This window comes from Acidimicrobiia bacterium, from assembly GCA_035651955.1.
Classification (GTDB): Bacteria; Actinomycetota; Acidimicrobiia; order IMCC26256; family JAMXLJ01; genus JAMXLJ01.
The window spans coordinates 42706-58546 of sequence record DASRES010000043.1; the positions used below are offsets into that span (position 1 = coordinate 42706).

Annotated in this window: 20 protein-coding genes and 1 tRNA gene; 8 read left to right on the plus strand and 13 right to left on the minus strand. The window is 71.7% G+C overall.

The annotated features are described in order from the left end of the window. The first annotated feature begins 123 nt into the window (after nt 1-123). Complete coding sequence (locus VFC33_10495) at nt 124-1977, plus strand: hypothetical protein (GenBank protein HZR13668.1); 1854 nt, start codon at nt 124-126, stop codon at nt 1975-1977. Between the two features lie 22 nt (nt 1978-1999). On the opposite strand, the gene VFC33_10500 is transcribed toward VFC33_10495, so the two are convergent. The 4 genes from VFC33_10500 to VFC33_10515 all read right to left on the minus strand — a co-directional run bounded on the left by VFC33_10500 (nt 2000) and on the right by VFC33_10515 (nt 5699). Continuing rightward, nucleotides 2000-2566, minus strand: a complete 567-nt coding sequence (locus VFC33_10500) for a dihydrofolate reductase family protein (protein ID HZR13669.1) — start codon at nt 2564-2566, stop codon at nt 2000-2002. A gap of 132 nt (nt 2567-2698) precedes the next feature. Next, on the minus strand, nt 2699-3745 hold the full coding sequence (locus VFC33_10505; GenBank protein HZR13670.1) for an NAD-dependent epimerase/dehydratase family protein: 1047 nt from the start codon (nt 3743-3745) through the stop codon (nt 2699-2701). Then, nucleotides 3742-4983: a HAMP domain-containing sensor histidine kinase gene (locus tag VFC33_10510; GenBank protein HZR13671.1), complete on the minus strand. Its 1242-nt coding sequence runs from the start codon at nt 4981-4983 to the stop codon at nt 3742-3744. The genes VFC33_10505 and VFC33_10510 overlap by 4 nt, the downstream gene beginning before the upstream one ends. Then, nucleotides 4980-5699, minus strand: coding sequence for a response regulator transcription factor (locus VFC33_10515; protein HZR13672.1), 720 nt, complete (start codon nt 5697-5699; stop codon nt 4980-4982). Before VFC33_10515 ends, VFC33_10510 begins: the two co-directional genes overlap by 4 nt. A gap of 111 nt (nt 5700-5810) precedes the next feature. Here VFC33_10515 and VFC33_10520 point away from each other — a divergent pair, with 111 nt between their 5' ends. From VFC33_10520 to VFC33_10545, 6 genes are read left to right on the plus strand one after another with little or no spacing between them, the layout of a single operon-like run. Beyond that, nucleotides 5811-6482 (plus strand): glycosyltransferase family 2 protein, encoded by a 672-nt coding sequence (locus VFC33_10520; GenBank protein ID HZR13673.1) that lies wholly within the window; start codon nt 5811-5813, stop codon nt 6480-6482. Then, nucleotides 6479-7123, plus strand: coding sequence for a TIGR04282 family arsenosugar biosynthesis glycosyltransferase (locus VFC33_10525; protein ID HZR13674.1), 645 nt, complete (start codon nt 6479-6481; stop codon nt 7121-7123). The genes VFC33_10520 and VFC33_10525 overlap by 4 nt, the downstream gene beginning before the upstream one ends. Next, nucleotides 7120-7734 carry a methyltransferase domain-containing protein gene (locus VFC33_10530; GenBank protein ID HZR13675.1) on the plus strand — a complete coding sequence of 205 codons (615 nt, stop codon included), beginning with the start codon at nt 7120-7122 and terminating at the stop codon, nt 7732-7734. The genes VFC33_10525 and VFC33_10530 overlap by 4 nt, the downstream gene beginning before the upstream one ends. Next, nucleotides 7731-8876, plus strand: coding sequence for a molybdopterin-dependent oxidoreductase (locus VFC33_10535; GenBank protein ID HZR13676.1), 1146 nt, complete (start codon nt 7731-7733; stop codon nt 8874-8876). Before VFC33_10530 ends, VFC33_10535 begins: the two co-directional genes overlap by 4 nt. After that, complete coding sequence (locus tag VFC33_10540) at nt 8873-9328, plus strand: hypothetical protein (GenBank protein ID HZR13677.1); 456 nt, start codon at nt 8873-8875, stop codon at nt 9326-9328. The genes VFC33_10535 and VFC33_10540 overlap by 4 nt, the downstream gene beginning before the upstream one ends. Then, on the plus strand, nt 9325-10656 hold the full coding sequence (locus VFC33_10545; GenBank protein HZR13678.1) for a hypothetical protein: 1332 nt from the start codon (nt 9325-9327) through the stop codon (nt 10654-10656). Before VFC33_10540 ends, VFC33_10545 begins: the two co-directional genes overlap by 4 nt. Nucleotides 10657-10686: 30 nt before the next feature. On the opposite strand, the gene VFC33_10550 is transcribed toward VFC33_10545, so the two are convergent. Further along, nucleotides 10687-11226: a dihydrofolate reductase family protein gene (locus tag VFC33_10550; protein ID HZR13679.1), complete on the minus strand. Its 540-nt coding sequence runs from the start codon at nt 11224-11226 to the stop codon at nt 10687-10689. A gap of 95 nt (nt 11227-11321) precedes the next feature. Here VFC33_10550 and VFC33_10555 point away from each other — a divergent pair, with 95 nt between their 5' ends. Then, complete coding sequence (locus VFC33_10555; GenBank protein HZR13680.1) at nt 11322-12020, plus strand: heme-binding beta-barrel domain-containing protein; 699 nt, start codon at nt 11322-11324, stop codon at nt 12018-12020. 61 nt (nt 12021-12081) lie between these two features. Here VFC33_10555 and VFC33_10560 read toward each other — a convergent pair. From VFC33_10560 to VFC33_10595, 8 genes are all read right to left on the minus strand, one after another. Beyond that, nucleotides 12082-12158: transfer RNA gene (locus VFC33_10560), tRNA-Met, on the minus strand. Between the two features lie 60 nt (nt 12159-12218). Further along, the gene (locus tag VFC33_10565; protein HZR13681.1) at nt 12219-12419 is read right to left on the minus strand and encodes a cold-shock protein; all 201 of its coding nucleotides are present in this window, start codon (nt 12417-12419) and stop codon (nt 12219-12221) included. Between the two features lie 302 nt (nt 12420-12721). Then, entirely contained in the window at nt 12722-13171 is a 450-nt protein-coding gene (locus tag VFC33_10570; GenBank protein HZR13682.1) for a PRC-barrel domain-containing protein, read from the minus strand. Then, complete coding sequence (locus VFC33_10575; GenBank protein ID HZR13683.1) at nt 13168-13722, minus strand: PRC-barrel domain-containing protein; 555 nt, start codon at nt 13720-13722, stop codon at nt 13168-13170. The genes VFC33_10570 and VFC33_10575 overlap by 4 nt, the downstream gene beginning before the upstream one ends. 8 nt (nt 13723-13730) lie before the next feature. After that, nucleotides 13731-13868, minus strand: coding sequence for a hypothetical protein (locus VFC33_10580; protein ID HZR13684.1), 138 nt, complete (start codon nt 13866-13868; stop codon nt 13731-13733). A 39-nt stretch (nt 13869-13907) separates the two neighbouring features. Further along, nucleotides 13908-14678 carry a cytochrome c biogenesis protein CcdA gene (locus VFC33_10585; GenBank protein HZR13685.1) on the minus strand — a complete coding sequence of 257 codons (771 nt, stop codon included), beginning with the start codon at nt 14676-14678 and terminating at the stop codon, nt 13908-13910. 48 nt (nt 14679-14726) lie between these two features. After that, nucleotides 14727-15563, minus strand: a complete 837-nt coding sequence (locus VFC33_10590; GenBank protein HZR13686.1) for a hypothetical protein — start codon at nt 15561-15563, stop codon at nt 14727-14729. A gap of 2 nt (nt 15564-15565) precedes the next feature. After that, on the minus strand, nt 15566-15841 hold a 276-nt coding region (locus tag VFC33_10595; protein HZR13687.1), incomplete at its 5' end, for an LPXTG cell wall anchor domain-containing protein.

Here is a 15841-nt window from a genome sequence, read left to right on the forward strand (position 1 = left end):
AGTCGTGCGCGCGGTGAGCCCGGCGCAACGAGGCGCGGCGCGCGCGGCCGAGCGCTGTGGCGAGCGCCATGGCATGATCGCCCGACTCGCTGAGCCGTTCGACGGCACCGGAGGACCGTTGCCGTGAGCGTCGGCACCGACGCGACAGTCGAGGCGCACCCGACACCTCCGGGCCCGCCCGCGCGCAGGGCGGTGACGACTGGACGCGTCCGTGCACCCGTAGCCGCGCTCGTCGGCGTGCTGCTCCTGCTGCCGCCAATCGTCGCGGTTGCTGCGCTGGCCGGCAGACCGTGGCACCCGGTCGACGACTTTGCCGTACTCGATCTGCGACTGCGGGACGTGTTCAGCGTGCACACGCCGCTCACCGGGTTCTACAGCCGATACTTCAACCATCCCGGCCCGTTGATGTTCTGGCCGATGGGCGTGCTGTCCGCACTCGCTGGCCACGCGCCCTGGGCCACCCGCATCGCGGGCGCGGTGCTCGAGGGCGTCGCGCTCATGTGGCTCGTCGTCGCGACCGCTCGGCGCGATCTGCGGATGCTGCTCGCGGCCGCGACGGTGACGGGACTCACGTACTTCGCCTTGGCGGGCTGGTTCTTCCGGCAGACGTGGAACCCGCATGTCGCGCTCATCTCGTTCTTGCTGTTCGTGTTCCTTGCGCTGCTCGTCGCGACCGGTTCGTTCCGGCAACTGATCAGCCTGTCGATCGTCGGAACGTTCCTGGTCCAGACGCACGTGGCCTACACCGGCATGGTCGTCGTCGCGACGCTGTGGGCGCTCGCGATGGTCGTCGTCGACACCCGCCGAGCAGGCCGTCCACCGACGCGCTGGCAGTCGACAGTTGCGATCTCGGCCGCGGTGTGGATCGCAAGCTGGATCCCGCCCGTGGTCGACGTCTTCGTACGCCCCCCGGGCAACCTCGGCAAGATCGTGCGCTACTACACGCGCGGCAGCACGCCGCATCTCGGTTTGACGAAGGCCGCTGGGCTCATGGCGGCAGAGTTCCGCCCGGTTCCGCCGTGGTTGCACGGCCACGAGCACCTTCAGGTGTTCACCGGCTTCTCCGAGCCCGCCTCGTTGGGTTGGCTCCTCGTGCCGTGCGCGCTCTTGATCGTCGGGTGGCTCGCAGCGCGCCGGACACGATCGACCTCTGACGCCCGAATGGTCGTGCTCGCGGCACTGCTGTTCGTGTTGACGATCGTGTCGATCGCGCGTGCCGACCAGGCACGTGGGTACGTCTTCTACTGGCGCATTCCCGTCGCAGCATTCATCGTGGTGGCGTCCGTCTGGTCGGTCGCGCGACTCGCCGCACCGCTCGTCCCGCGGCTGGTTCGTTGGATGGCCGCGTCGAGCGCGGTCGCCCTCGTTGCCGCGGCATCCGTCACTCTCGCCGCAGCGGTGCCATCGGCCGGCTCCACACTCCTCGATGCACGCGAACCCGCACTGCGCCAAGTGATGCGGCAGGTCGAACGTCATCCACCGCACGGCGTGGTACTCGTTCGCTTCGTCGGCACCAGTGACGCCAGCCTGTTCGACGGCGTCGTGAATGCCCTCGCCCGCGACGGTGTCGACGTTCGCGTCAACCCGGACCTTGCGCGGGCATTTGGTGCGCAACGCGCCGCGAAGGCGTCGCAGGCGACGTTCGTGTGGTACGTCACCGAACAGGGCTCGTTCGTGCTTCCCTATCTCACCGAGCCAGGCGCGCGGCTGATCGCGACGACGTCGCCGCTGCCCGCCGCGGAAGAAGCCGAACTGTCACGTCTGCAGCAGGAGATCCGTGCCGAGCTCACGCGTGCTGGTCGCCCGGCCCTTGCCGACGACCTCGACAACACGCTGCTCGGGTTCCAACTCACCGGCGTACCCGGCCTCGACCACGCGGCTGTCGACCGAATCGCGGCGCTGAACGAAGTCGTTCAGCGGCGTGGTGGCTGCCGCTGCGCGATCGTGTCGGTGCCCGCGCGCGATGTGACGAGCTGAGCAGCACCTGAGCGCAGCACGTTCAAGTCGCGACTCGGCCGGGCTGGTAACGCAGCGCGACCGCCCCCGACCGGAACTCCTTGCGCCCCACGAGCCTCAGTTCGAGTCGCTCGCGCAGGCCGGCGAACAACGTCGGCCCGTGGCCCGCCACGATGGGCTGCACGACGAACTCGTACTCGTCGATCAGGCGCAGATCCGCCAAGGCCAACGGAAGGGTCACGCCTCCCACGTACAGACCCTCGCCGGGCTCCCGCTTCAGCTGCCGAACGGCTGTCTCCAGGTCACCGCGCACGAGCTGCGCGTTCCAGTCGACCTGGTCCAGGGTGCTCGACACGACGTACTTCTTCGCCCTGTCGATCGTCCGGGCGAACGGAATCATCCAATCGGCCATCCAGTCGGGCCACGTTCCCGTCGCCGGCTGCCGCCACGCCTCCTCCATCATCTCGTAGGTCACCCGACCGAAGAGCAGGGCATCGGCTCGTTCCAGCTCATCGGCAAAATGGCGATGCAGCTCTTCGTCCGGGATCCCCTCCCGGTGATCGCAGCAGCCGTCGAGCGTGACGTTGATCGAGTATCGGAGCGGTCGCACGGTTGCTCTCCCTTGCTGCAGTCGCACAGAGGTAGCGGACCGCGTTCAGACGGGCGACGCCGCGATTGCTCATCGGTCGCCCAGGTCGGTCGGACGCGGCTGGTAGGCCGCAACGATCGCGTAGCCGTCCAGCTAGGTGCGCAGCGGTGCGGTCGCGAACTCGACCAGGCCCTGCTCGGGCGGAACCGCCGCCGAGAACCCGAGCACGCGACGTGCGCGCTCGACGGACGCGAACACGTGGCGCACATCGCCGAGCCGGTACCCGCCGACGACCTCGGGCGCCGGCGCGCCGTCGAATGCGCTGGCGAGCGTCGACGCCATCTCCAGGACCGTGATCGGCCGACCGCTCGCGACGTTGCACGTCACGGAGATCTCCGGATCAGCCTCGATGGCGAGCAGGTTCGCGCGTGCGACGTCCGACACGTGGACGAAGTCGCGACGCTGGTGCCCGTCCTCCAGGACCCGCGGCGCGCGGCCGTCCTCCAACGCGCTCCGGAAGATGCTCGCGACGCCTGCGTACGGTGTCCTGCGGGGCATGCGCGGTCCGTACACGTTGTGGTAGCGCAGGACGATCGTCGGCGTCGCGTGCTCGCGACCGAACGTGGTGACGAGGTGCTCCTGGTGCAGCTTCGTCGCTGCGTACACGTTGCGTGGATCCGCGGGCGCGTCCTCGCCGATGGGCTCGGGGACGAGCACCCGACCGCACGCCGGGCACGGAGGCTCCCAGCACGCGCGGTCGAGACGGGAACGCGGACGCGCGTCCACGCGGACCACGCCGTGCCTCGGACAGCGATACCGGCCCTCGCCGTAGACGACCATGCTGCCGGCGAGGACGACGCGCCCGTCGAACCGTCGGTCGTGCAGTGCGGCGAGCAGGCTCGCGGTGGCAACGACGTTGTTCGTCACGTAGTCGACGGCATCGGAGAAGTCCACGCCGAGCCCGACCATCGACGCCTGGTGCGACACCGCGTCGACGCCCTTCACAGCTCTGCGCACGACGTCGGGATCGGCGAGATCGCCCCAGACGTACTCGGCGCGTGTGTTGAGGTAGCTCGGAGTGTCCCGGTGCGCGAGCGGATGGAGCGCGTCGACACCGACGACCTCGTGACCGGCGTCGAGCAGCGAGTCGACGACGCACGATCCGATGAACCCCGCGGCACCGGTGACGAGCACCCTCACGCGACCGGGTCCATGGGGAGACGGACGGTGAAGCGGCAGCCGCCATTCTCGTTGCGCACGCTGACGTCGCCCTGGTGGGCTTCGACGAGACCGCGCGCAATTGCGAGGCCGAGCCCGGCACCCGGGCCCTGCCGCGCGGGATCCACGCGGAAGGCGACGTCGAACACACGGGGGAGGTCCCCTTCCGGGATGCCGCCGCCGTGGTCGATCACGGCCACAAAGGCCTGCCCGGCGTCGACGCCCGCCTCCACGACGACCGTTCCGTCGCTCGGCGTGTGCCGGATCGCGTTCTCGAGGATGTTGCGAAGCGCGCGCAGGAGCTCGGGTGCGGACGCGCGCAGTTCGGGAACGGCTTCGCGCATCACACCGTGGAGGCGGACGCCGCGCGCGTCGGCGATCGGCGCGGCACCGGCGAGCGCGTCCGACACGACGTCGGCGAGCGACACCCGCTCCATCTCCAACCGCAGGACGCCGGCCTGGCTGCGGCTCAGCTCGAAGAGGTCGTCGACGAGCCCCGCGAGCCGGTCGGCCTCCTCGCGCACGCGCGCGTGGTACTTCGCGACGGTGTCGGGGTCGTCGACGACGCCGTCCTCCAGTGCCTCGACCATCGCCCGGATCCCGGCGAGAGGTGTCCGCAGGTCGTGCGAGACCCAGGCGACGAGCTCGCGCCGTGACGCGTCGATGGCACGTTCGCGTGCACGCGCCTCGTCGAGCCGCGCCGACATGCTCGCGAGCTCGTCGTGCAACCGAGCGAGCTCGGTCGGCGCCACCGCGCGGTCGTGCACCGTCACGCCGTCACCGTCACCGATCCGGCGCGCGACGTCCGCGAGCGACGTCGACGCGTCGACGACGCGCCCGCCGAGCACGATCGAGGCGGCGACGGCCATCGTCCCCGCAGGTACGAGGACGACGATCAGCATCGAGAGGTCGTGGTCGGAGATGAACATGGCGCGCGCGGCAACCCACGCGCCTACGCCGACGGTCACCACCGTGACGACCGCGATCGCGATCACCTGCGCACCGACGGAACGGACGCGCAACAGTGACAGCAACAGCGCGCCGACGAGTCCCGCGGCCAGCGCGGTGCCCGCGGCGATCGCGACGAGCTCCACCGCGTCACGCGCCGACATCGCGGTCAGCGCGCCGACGACGAACGTCAGCGCCCCGCCCACGGCGACGACGGCCGCGAGCGGACGCGTGCGAACCGCGTGCCCGCGCGTCACGTGCCTGTGCGTCACGGGTCGAACCTGTACCCGACGCCCCACACGGTCGTGATCCGCGTCGGCGCCGACGGGTCGTCCTCGAGCTTCTCGCGGAGGCGGCGGATGTGCACCGTGACGGTCGACGTGTCGCCGTAGGTGTATCCCCACACCCGCTCGAGCAGCTCCTCGCGCCGGAACACCCGGCGCGGACGCTGCGCGAGGAAGCACAACAGGTCGAACTCCCTCGCCGTCAGCGCAACGAGCTCGCCGCCTCGCCGCGCCTCGTGCGCGGCAGGGTCGACGACGAGATCACCGGCGACGATCGACCCGCTCTCCACCGCCCGGATCGTCGGGCTGCTCGCGCGACGAAGGACGGCCTTGACGCGTGCGGTGAGCTCGCGGGGTGAGAACGGCTTGCTCACGTAGTCGTCCGCGCCGACCTCGAAGCCCGCGATCCGGTCGTCCTCCTCGCCGCGCGCGGTGAGCATGATCACGGGGACCGGGGTGGAGGCGCGGAGCCGCCGGCACACCTCGAGGCCGTCCAGGCCGGGAAGCATGAGGTCGAGGACGACGATGTCGGGCGGCTCGGCCTCGGCGCGCGTGAGTGCCTCGTACCCGTCGCCGACGCCGACCACGTCGAACCCCTCGCGTTCGAGGTAGCGGACGACGACGTCGGCGACGTTCCTGTCGTCCTCGACCACGAGGACACGTGGGCGCGGCGCGCCGTCGTCGAGCTCCGTCGCGGGCTCCACGGGGCGACTGTACGGCGGTTCGGCTCGGGCCCGCGGGCGATCCCGCCGAGTTTCGAGAATCGTAAGCAGGAAGCCGGTACCGGCGATGCCGGCATGTGGTTGGTTGCCGGCATGCCCGATGTCGTGCTGCCCGTGCTCGACGAAGTGCGTGCGTTGCCGTCCGTGTTGGCACGCGTTCCCGCGGGCTACGAACCCATCGTCGTCGACAACGGTTCCCGCGACGGGTCGGCGGACGTCGCACGCACGCTCGGCGCGCGCGTCGTCGTGGAGCGGCGACGCGGCTTCGGTGCCGCATGCATGACCGGACTGCTCCACGCGCGCGCGGACGTCGTCTGCTTCATGGACTGCGACGGATCGCTCGACGCGCGCGAGTTGCCGCTCGTCGCCGAGCCCGTCGCCGACGGCGAAGCCGATCTGGTTCTCGGGACGCGGCGACGGTCACGAGACCTGCCGCTCCATGGCCGGGTCGCGAACGCGCTCCTTGCCGTGGAGGTGCGCCGTCGGACGGGCACACGCGTCACCGACCTCGGGCCGATGCGCGCGGCGCGTCGAGAAGCGCTGCTCGCGCTGGGCGTGCAGGACCGCCGGTTCGGGTGGCCGCTGGAGATGGTGTTGCGCGCGGCGATCGCGGGATGGCGCGTGCGCGAGATCCCCGTGACGTACGCCGCGCGGATCGGGCACTCGAAGGTGACCGGCACCATCCGGGGAACGGTCCGCGCCACACGCGACATGGCGCGCGTCCTGGCGGCATGTGACGACCGGCCGACGGAGCGAGCGCGGTGAACGCGCGCGACGTCGCACTCGTCGTGCTCGCGAAGGCGCCGTGTCCGGGCCGGGTCAAGACGAGGCTCTGTCCACCGTGCACGCCGGGCGACGCCGCGGCCCTCGCGGCGGCGGCACTCGCGGACACGCTCGCGACCGTCGCCGCAACGGATGCGCGCCGTCGCTTCCTCGTGCTCGACGGCCGCCCGGGACGGTGGGTGCCGCCCGGGTTCACGGTCGTGCCCCAGGAAGGCCACGGCCTCGGGGAGCGGCTCGGCGCCGCGTTCGCCGCGGTCCGCGGCCCGGCGGTGCTCGTCGGCATGGACACGCCCCAGCTCACACCGTCGCTGCTGGGCGCGGCCGCGGCATCGCTCGCGCGACCGGGCCGCGACGCGGTCCTCGGTCTCGCGTGCGACGGCGGCTACTGGTGCATCGGTCTGCGAGAGCCCGATGCACGCGTCTTCGCCGGCGTCCCGATGAGCACTGCGAGCACCGGCGACGTGCAGCTCGCGCGTCTCCGCGAGCTCGGGCTCGTGGTCGAGCTGGTGCCGCGCCTGCGCGACGTCGACGTCTTCGACGACGCGCTCGCCGTCGCCGGCGAGATCCCGGGGTCGCGGTTCGCGTCGACCCTCGCGTCCATCGCCGGTCAATGGGTGACATGAGCACCGTGCGCGCGGGGGTTCAGCTCCGTGACGTCCGGGGCCGGCTCGTCGCCCTCCCGGTCGAGCGGTGGTTCGGCCCGATCGAGACGATCGACCTGCGCGTGCTCGACCTCGTGCGCGGCGGACCGGTGCTCGACGTCGGGTGCGGGCCCGGCCGTCACGTCGCCGCACTCGCCGAACGCGGCGTACCCGCGCTCGGCATCGACATCACCGCGAGCGCGCTCGACGTCGCGCGTGGCCGCGGTGCGTGCGTCATGAACCGCTCGGTGTTCGACCGGATCCCCGCGGCCGGCCGGTGGGCGAGCGTGCTGCTGCTCGACGGCAACGTCGGCATCGGCGGACAGCCCGGCGTGCTGCTCCGCCGCGTGCGCGACCTGTTGCGACCGGGCGGGACCGTGATCGTCGAGCTCGACCCGCCGTCTGCGCGACACGCGGCGCGGCTCGTGCACTTCGAGGTCGAAGCCGTCGCCGGGCCGTGGTTCTCGCTCGCCATCGTCACGATCGACGACATCGCGGCGCTCGCGCGCTCGTCCGGCTTCACGCCGGCACGCGTGTGGCGGGACGGGCGGCGATGGTTCGGGATGCTGCGACGCGAGGAGCGCGCGGCATGAGGTACGACGTCGCCGGTCGCGCCGAGCGTCTGCAGCGCCGCTTCACGAGCCCATTGCACGAAGAACGCGCCGCCGCGCTGCTCGGCCTCGCGCTGGGCGTGTCGTTCACGGTCTGCTTCGCGACCGGGCTCTACTCGCATTGGGCCCAGCACCCGCCGTCGTGGTTCGTGCTGCCCGCCCGCCCAGCCGGCTTGTATCGCGTCACCCAGGGACTCCACGTCGCGACCGGCATCGCGACCATCCCGCTCCTGCTCGCCAAGCTCTGGACCGTCTTCCCGAACCTGCTGCGATGGCCCGCGTTCGAGGACGTCGCGCACGCCGTCGAACGCGTCAGCCTGCTGCCGTTGATCGGTGGCTCACTCCTCCTGCTGTTCACCGGCCTGGCGAACATCAACGGCTGGTACCCCTGGCGGTTCAACTTCGTCGTCACGCACTACTGGACCGCGTGGATCACGATCGGCGCGCTGATCGTTCACGCGGGCGCGAGGTGGACGACCACCTGGCACGCGCTGCGGCCCCAGGTACGCACGTCCGGGGACGCCGCGACCCTGGACCGTCGCGTGTTCCTCGCGACGCTCGGCGGCGCGGTGGCGCTGGTGACACTGGCGACCGTCGGCGAGACGGTCTCGCCCCTGCGCAAGCTCGCGTTGCTGGCGCCCCGCCGTCCCGACACGGGCCCGCAGGGATTCCCCGTCAACCGCAGCGCGATCGCGGCGGGCGTGACGACGAGCGCGCGCGACCCGGCCTTCCGACTCCGGGTCGAAGGCAACGTTCGACGGCACCTGACGCTCACGCTCGACGACATCGCCCGTCTCCCGCGCGCCGACGCGACGCTGCCGATCGCGTGTGTCGACGGCTGGAGCACCTCCCAGCGCTGGACCGGCGTGCGCGTCCGCGACCTGCTCGACATCGCGGGCGCGCGCCGAGGTGCCACCGTGCTCGTGGAATCGCTGCAGCAACGGCGCAGCTACCGGTCGTCGGAGTTGAACCACGTGCAAGCGCGCGATCCCGACACGCTCCTCGCGACGCACGTGAACGGCGAGCCGCTGCACCTCGACCACGGCTATCCGCTGCGGCTCATCGGGCCCGACCGGCCCGGTGTGATGCAGACGAAGTGGGTCACACGCTTGGTCGTCCGATGAGCGCGCGCGGCGCGCCACGCGGTCGCGCCTTCTGGGTCGGGCTCGGCGCCGGTCTCGCCGTGATGGCCTACGGGTTCGCAGGCCTGCTCGCGCACGCCGACGCGACGCGGCCCTCGCAGGCGCTCACCTGGCTCGTGGGTGCCGACGTGCTCCACGACGCGGTGTTCGTGCCGCTCGTGCTTACCATCGGCTGGCTCGTCGGGCGGCTCCCGGCGCCGTTGCGCTGGCCACTGCGCGCGAGCCTCGTCGGCACCGCGCTCACGGTCGCAATCGCATGGATCCCGCTGCGCGGATACGGACGGATCACCGACAACCCGTCGCTCGCGCCACTCGACTACGGCGTCGCGATCGTCTCGGTGGTCACCGGCGTGTGGTGTGTCTGCGCGTTGTGGGCCGCGTTCAACGTCGTCGCGGCGCGGCGATCTCGACGCCCGACGGGCGTGGAGCGGTGATCGCGACCACCCACGACGTGGTTCCGGTCACCGTCGAGGAGAACGCGTGCCCGTCCGAGGCACGGACGGTCGTCGCGCTCGGCGCGTGGACGGCGCTGATCGCGGTCGCGTCGTCGTGGGGCGCCGTGCTCCTGCACGCACACGTCCACATGCAGATCGGCGCGCCGCCCCTGACCGGCGCAGTCGCCTGGCGACCGGATCCCGCGCTCGGCGCGGTGACCGCGCTCGGCGTCGTCTGCGCGTGGACGCTCCCCGGCGCGCTCGAGCGTCTCCGTTGGCGCGTCCTGCTCGTCGCGACACCCGCGATCGCGGCCGGCTGGACGATCGCGATCAACGCGGTCGACGGATGGTCCGCGCTGACGACACCCGTCCACACGGAGTACGCGGCGACCGCGGCTGCTATCACGAGCCCGGGCCGGTTCCTCCACGACCTGCTCGCGCACCCGTCGTCGTTCAACATCCACACACGCGGGCACCCACCCGGCTTGCCGCTCCTGCTCTGGGCACTGCGGCCGCTCGGCGTCTCGAACACGGCCACCGTCGCGACGCTGTACGTGCTCGTCGGTGTCGCCGCGATCCCGGCGGTGCTCCTCGCGGTGGCCGACGTCTCGGGACGCCCCGCCGCGCGCGCCGCCGCGCCGTTTTTCGTGCTGTTTCCCGGCGCGATCTGGGTCGCCACGAGTGCCGACGCGCTGTTCAGCGGCGTCGCGGCATGGGCCGTCGCGCTCGTCGTGCTCGCCACGGGCCGTCACGATCGTCGCGGCGACGTCCTCGCCGTCACCGGCGGCGTGCTGTTCGGGATCACCGCGTTCCTGTCCTACGGACTCGTCCTCCTCGCGGTCGTTCCCGTTGCGGTCAGCGCGTGGCGGCGGCGTGTACGGCCACTCGTGCTCGCTGTACTCGGTGCGGCTCCGGTGTTCCTCGGGTTCGCCGCCGCAAAGTTCTGGTGGGTCGACGGTTGGCGCGTCACCCGACACGCGTACGCCGCGGGCGTCGCGCGCCGACGCCCGTACAGCTACTTCCTCGTCGCAGACATCGCCGCGTTCGCGCTCGTCGTCGGCCCCGCGGCCGCGGCCGGGCTCGCGTCGTTGCGCCAGCGCGGGATCGCGATCGTCACGAGCGCGGCGTTGCTCGCCGTCGCGCTCGCTGACGTCAGTGGCATGTCGAAAGGCGAAGTCGAGCGCATCTGGCTGCCGTTCGCGCCCTGGGTCCTCGTCGCGACCGCGGCGCTGCCGCCCACGCGGCGCGGGCGCACGACTCACGCGCTGCTGCTGCTCCAGGTCGCGACCGCGGTCGGGATCCAGGCACTCGTCCGCTCACCCTGGTGACGCCCGACGACGCGATGTCGTCCCCGGCTGTCAGCGGCGCTTCCCGTCCGCGTCGACGCGGTACACGAGCTCGACGACGCCCTTCGGCCAACCGCGCTCCTCCATGAACGTGAGCGACACGTCCGGGCGGACATCGGGCGTCAGCGCGCGACCCGTCCCCGTCAGGATGGGCAGGACCATGAGCCGGAGCTCGTCCAGCGCTCCGAGCGCGCGATACGTCTCGATCGTCTTCGGGCCGCCGACCAGGTGGACGTCGCCGCCGCGGTTCTCCCCGCGTACGCGCTCCAGGAGGCGCGCCGGATCGCCGTCGACGACGACGTGCTCCGGGCTCCCATCCGGGACGCGGCGCCCCAGCACGTACACCGCAAGGTCTCCCCACGGCCAGAACGGTGCCGCGAGCGCGGGCTCGAACGTCGTCCGGCCCATGAGCACCGCGTCACAAGAAGCCTGGAGTTCGTAGAACCCGAGGGCGCCGGCATCCCAACCGGGGAACGCGAGCTGCACCGGCAAACCATCCGCGGTCGTGCCGTGACCGTCCAGGCTCGTGCACATGCGAGTCAGGATCTTCATCAGCTCTTCTCTCCCGAGAGCCACACATGGTCGGTGTCCGGTGACGTGCTGTCGGCGCCGCGGTCGACCCGAGCCAGTCTGGTTATCCTCGCCCGGTGAACGATGCGCCGCGCCTGCACGACTACGGATCCGACATCTACACCGAGGCCGACGGCAGCGACGACACGCTCGCCAACCTCGGTCCCCTTCGGCCGATGGCCGGGATCTGGACGAGTGCGGACGGGGCGGACGTGCATCCGGTCGGTCCCGGGTCGGACGTCACCGGGCCGGTGATCGACCACGACGAGCACAATGTCTTCGTCGAGCGGTACGAGCTACAACCGATCGACCCGCAGACGAACGGACCGCAGCTCTTCTACGGCCTGCGCTATCACACCCACATTGTGAAGCCCGGCGAGGTCGAGACGTTCCACGACCAGGTCGGCTACTGGCTCTGGGAACCCGCGGCCCGCACCATCGTCCACACGATCGCGATCCCGCGCGGTCAGGTCGTCCTCGCGGCGGGCACGGTCGAACCCGACGCCACCGAGTTCGAGGTCAGCGCAGCAGCCGGCTCCGAGCAGTACGGCATCCTCTCGAATGCCTTCCTCCACCGCGCCTTCGAGACCGTCAGCGTCCGCGTGCATGTCACCGTGCACGGCGACGGCACGTGGTCGTACGAGGAGCACACGCGGATGCGGGTCGAGGGCCGCGACGGTCTGGTCGATCACGTCGATCGCAACACGCTGAAGCGGATCGCCGAACCGACACGGAATCCGGTCGCCGCCGCGAGTCGCCACGCCCCGCGCTCTTGACGTCCGGCCGGTAACGCAGAGGGCCGGTGCGCGTGCACCGGCCCTCTGCGGTTCTGTTGGTTGGTGGCGGGGGCGGGATTTGAACCCGCGACCTTCGGGTTATGAGCCCGACGAGCTACCAGACTGCTCCACCCCGCGGCGTGCCGGTCACGCTAGCACCGGCGGCCGCAGGCCTGGAAGTCCGGTCGGAGCGCGTCCTCAGACCGCGCGGACGTTCTGAGCCTCTTCACCCTTGCGGCCGGGCGCGACGTCGAACTCGACGCGCTGACCCTCCTCCAGCGTGCGGTACCCCGTGCCCTGGATCGCCGAGAAGTGCACGAACACGTCGTCGCCGCCCTCACGGGAGATGAAGCCGTAGCCCTTCTCCGCGTTGAACCACTTCACGGTGCCTGTTGCCATGGTGTTGCTCCTTGTGCATTGGTGTGTTCCCTCGGCCGGGCTCGGCACGACGGAGAGGTCCACGCGCGAACGCGACGTGGATGGACAGCGCGCATCAGCGCAACGGGGGAAGATCCGGGGACTCGGGGGTCGCTGTTCCGCACCGGCACGCTCACTCGGCTGATCATTGCTCCAACCAGCGGTGGTGCCAGGTGGAACTCGAAGCGCCCCGTGTCGGCGCCGCTCGGCAGCGTAGCCGGTCGGCGGCCGCGCGGGTCGTCACGGACTCCCGAGAGGCGGTGCTCAGTTCCGGTTTCCGGGACTCAGTGCCGCAGCCCTTCGCTCGAGACGACGAGCGCGTAGGACCCGAGACCGAGCAGGCGGCGCGCGTCGAGGGGACGGTCCTGTGCGAACAGGGCGACGAGCGCGCCGTCGTGGGGGTCGAACTCGCCGTCGGCCACCGCGCCGAGCTCGTCGCCGCCTTCGGTGAGGACGCGCTTGCCGACGGGCACGCCGCGGCCGCTGACGGCGCGCTCGTCGTCGTCCGTCGCCGGCTCGTGCCAGGCACCGTCGGAGCCGACGATCACGGCGTCGGGCCCGAAGCTCGTGACGTCGGCGCGCGACACCACGCCCGTCTTCCGACCGACCTTGACGACGAGCGACGTGACCCTCGGTGGATCGAGCGCGATCGCGATGCCGCCCACGTGTCCGAGCTGCTCCGCGCTGTCACGGCTGAGCACAGGCTTGCCGGTCACGTCCGCGAAGCGCGTCATCGTGCGCTCGTCCCGCCATAGTCGTCGAGCGCGTTCGCGAACCCCGAAAGATCCTGACGCGCGTACCGCTCGATGTCGTTCGGCACCATCAACGCCGTGCCCGACACCGCGAGCTGCGCGGGACGGGGCACGAACCACGTGTCCTTCGACCCCTCGCGCCGCACCTCGTAGCCGACGACCTCGCCGTGACCGCCGACCCGCAGCACGAGATCGGTGACCGTGCCGAGCCGCACACCGGCATCGGTCACGACCGCGTTCCCGAGCACGTTGCGATCCTCCTCCGGGCGCGCGACCGCGGCGGGCGCGTCGCGCGGTGCGACGAGGCACGACTCCTCGTCCTCGATCATCACGGCGTCACGTCCGATCGCGCCGACGTCCTCCGCGAGCAGCACCTCGCGCAGACGACCGCGCAGCAGCCCGCCGCGCTTGTTCAACGTGAACCCGAGGACGTCGCCCCGCTCGCCGTGGTAGACGACGTCGCGGATCTCGGCGACGTCCTCGCCACCCGTGATGGTCACGACGGGCAGGCCGCGCACGTCGGACGCGCGCATGAGCGCCGTCATCGTCGCCGCCGGGTTCGTCCGGGACGCGCCGCGATCACACCACCGGCGCGGCGCCGTCGTTGCACGCCCACCGCGGTGACGAACGACGCGATGAGCAGGAGCACGACGACGATCGCGATCCACCACCACTCCACACACGCGGTGGTACCCGATGGAATGGCGACTTACGCCGGTCAGCCCAGCGTCACCAGGCGCTTCAAGCCGATGGCGGTGAGCGCGTCCTGCAGACGGGCGGTCAGGAGCTCGTAGCGGTTGAACACGAGCAGCACGCCAAACGCGACGAGCACCGCGGCCGACACGAGCGTGATCGCGCGCGAGTGACGCTTCACCCAGTCGAGCGGTCGCGTGAGGCGGCCGAGTCCGAGCCCGACGACGAGGAACGGCACGCCGAGTCCGAGCGTGTACGCGACGAGCAGGGAGGCGGCGCGCGTCGTGTCGCGGGTCGCGGCGACACCGAGCACCGCGCCGAGGACCGGGCCGATGCACGGCGTCCATCCGAGCCCGAACGCCGCGCCCGCGACCGGGGCGGCGACCGGACCGAAGCGCTCGAGATGCGGATGGAACCGCACCTCTCGGTAGAAGGCGGGCGCCTGCACGAGCTGCGTCCCCGCGAGGTACAGGGCCATGAGGATGACGAGCGCGCCGCCGACGCGCGTGAGCGTGTCCTGGTTGACGAACAGCGCGTGCCCGGCCGTCGTGAACACGAGCCCGAGCAGCACGAAGATCACGCCGAAGCCGAGCACGAACAGCGCGGTGTTCAGCGCGACACGACCGAGGTTGCGGCGGTCGCCCTCGCGCAGCTCACCGACCGACAGGCCGGTGACGAGCGAGAGATAGAGCGGGACGACCGGCAGCACGCACGGCGACGCGAACGAGATGATCCCGCCGCCGAACGCGACGAGGACGTTCACGTTCTGCTGCGTGATCGCGCCGAGGACGGGCATCGGCGTCACATGGTAGGGAGGGACCCGGCGAGCGGAACGATCGCGTCGTCAGGCGCGGCGCGCCCGTCGGGCGAGGACGATCGCGGTCCCGAGCGCGGCGGCGACGACACCGAACACCACGTACCCGATCGTCGACCCGCCCCCCGACCCGCCACCCCCCGGCGCCTTCGCCGCGCGGCGCGAGGTCCGCCGCGCGTCGACGGACACGTTCGGGGTCGCCGTCGACGGCGAGCGGATGGCCGTGGTGGGCGTCACCGCCGGAAGGGTCGACGGTGGCGACGGTCCCGCGGGAGCGCCCGGGCCCGCCGATGCGGCCCGCCCCGACGCTCCCGGCGATTGCGGGCCGGGGTGCGTCCCACCTGGCGATGCAGGGGCGGGGGCCGCGGGAGTGGGCGGTGGCCCCACGACGGACGCGACCGAGGTGTACGGCGGCGGGTCGCCGGTCCCCCACCGCCAGCCCTCGACGTCGCCGTCGCGGACGTGCGTGCTGCTCGCGCCGGCCCGCGACTGCTGGAACGACGACGTACCGGCGGGCGCCTCGAAGTAGGCCCAGAACGTCGAGCCCGCGCACGTGAGGCACGAGTTGTCGCTCGGACACCCGATCGTCTGGCCGGTGGTCGGCATGGTGACCGCGCAGACCGCGGCGCCCATGCCGCCGTACCCGCGCACGACGGTGCCGAACCCGGCTTGTTGCAACGCGGACAGTCCGGTGATCGAGTCGGACGTGAACGTGACGACGCGCTGCACGACGGACCCGTTCGCCTCGACGATGACGAGCGCGTGGTTCGTCCCTGCTGCACCGGCTCCGGGTGCGGACGTCGCGAGCGCGCCGAGCGCGAGCACGAGGCCCGCCGCGACGCGCAGCGCCGCGACCCGAGGACGCATCCTCATTCCGACGCGAGCCGGCGCCGCCGTGACACCACGATCGTCGCGAGGCCGACCGCGATGCACGCGCCACCGACCGCGGCGAGCGGCACGGTGTCGTGCGCGCCGGTGTTCGGCAGCGCGCCCGCCGCGGTGTCGCCGTTCTCGACGGACGTGCCCTCCACGCTCGCGCCGCTGCCGTTGGCTGGCGCCGCGGTTGCGGGCGTGATGGTCGTCGGCGTCGTCTCGGCCGCGGGCTCGACGCACACCTGCGTGTCCGCCCGGTCGACCGGCAGCCA

Coding starts and splice junctions, on each gene's coding strand:
- VFC33_10520 (HZR13673.1), top strand. CDS start 5,811: ATGCCCGATGTCGTGCTGCCCGTGCTCGACGAAGTGCGTGCGTTGCCG.
- VFC33_10530 (HZR13675.1), top strand. CDS start 7,120: ATGAGCACCGTGCGCGCGGGGGTTCAGCTCCGTGACGTCCGGGGCCGG.
- VFC33_10535 (HZR13676.1), top strand. CDS start 7,731: ATGAGGTACGACGTCGCCGGTCGCGCCGAGCGTCTGCAGCGCCGCTTC.
- VFC33_10540 (HZR13677.1), top strand. CDS start 8,873: ATGAGCGCGCGCGGCGCGCCACGCGGTCGCGCCTTCTGGGTCGGGCTC.
- VFC33_10550 (HZR13679.1), bottom strand. CDS start 11,226: ATGAAGATCCTGACTCGCATGTGCACGAGCCTGGACGGTCACGGCACG.
- VFC33_10565 (HZR13681.1), bottom strand. CDS start 12,419: ATGGCAACAGGCACCGTGAAGTGGTTCAACGCGGAGAAGGGCTACGGC.
- VFC33_10570 (HZR13682.1), bottom strand. CDS start 13,171: ATGACGCGCTTCGCGGACGTGACCGGCAAGCCTGTGCTCAGCCGTGAC.
- VFC33_10575 (HZR13683.1), bottom strand. CDS start 13,722: ATGCGCGCGTCCGACGTGCGCGGCCTGCCCGTCGTGACCATCACGGGT.
- VFC33_10585 (HZR13685.1), bottom strand. CDS start 14,678: ATGCCCGTCCTCGGCGCGATCACGCAGCAGAACGTGAACGTCCTCGTC.
- VFC33_10590 (HZR13686.1), bottom strand. CDS start 15,563: ATGCGTCCTCGGGTCGCGGCGCTGCGCGTCGCGGCGGGCCTCGTGCTC.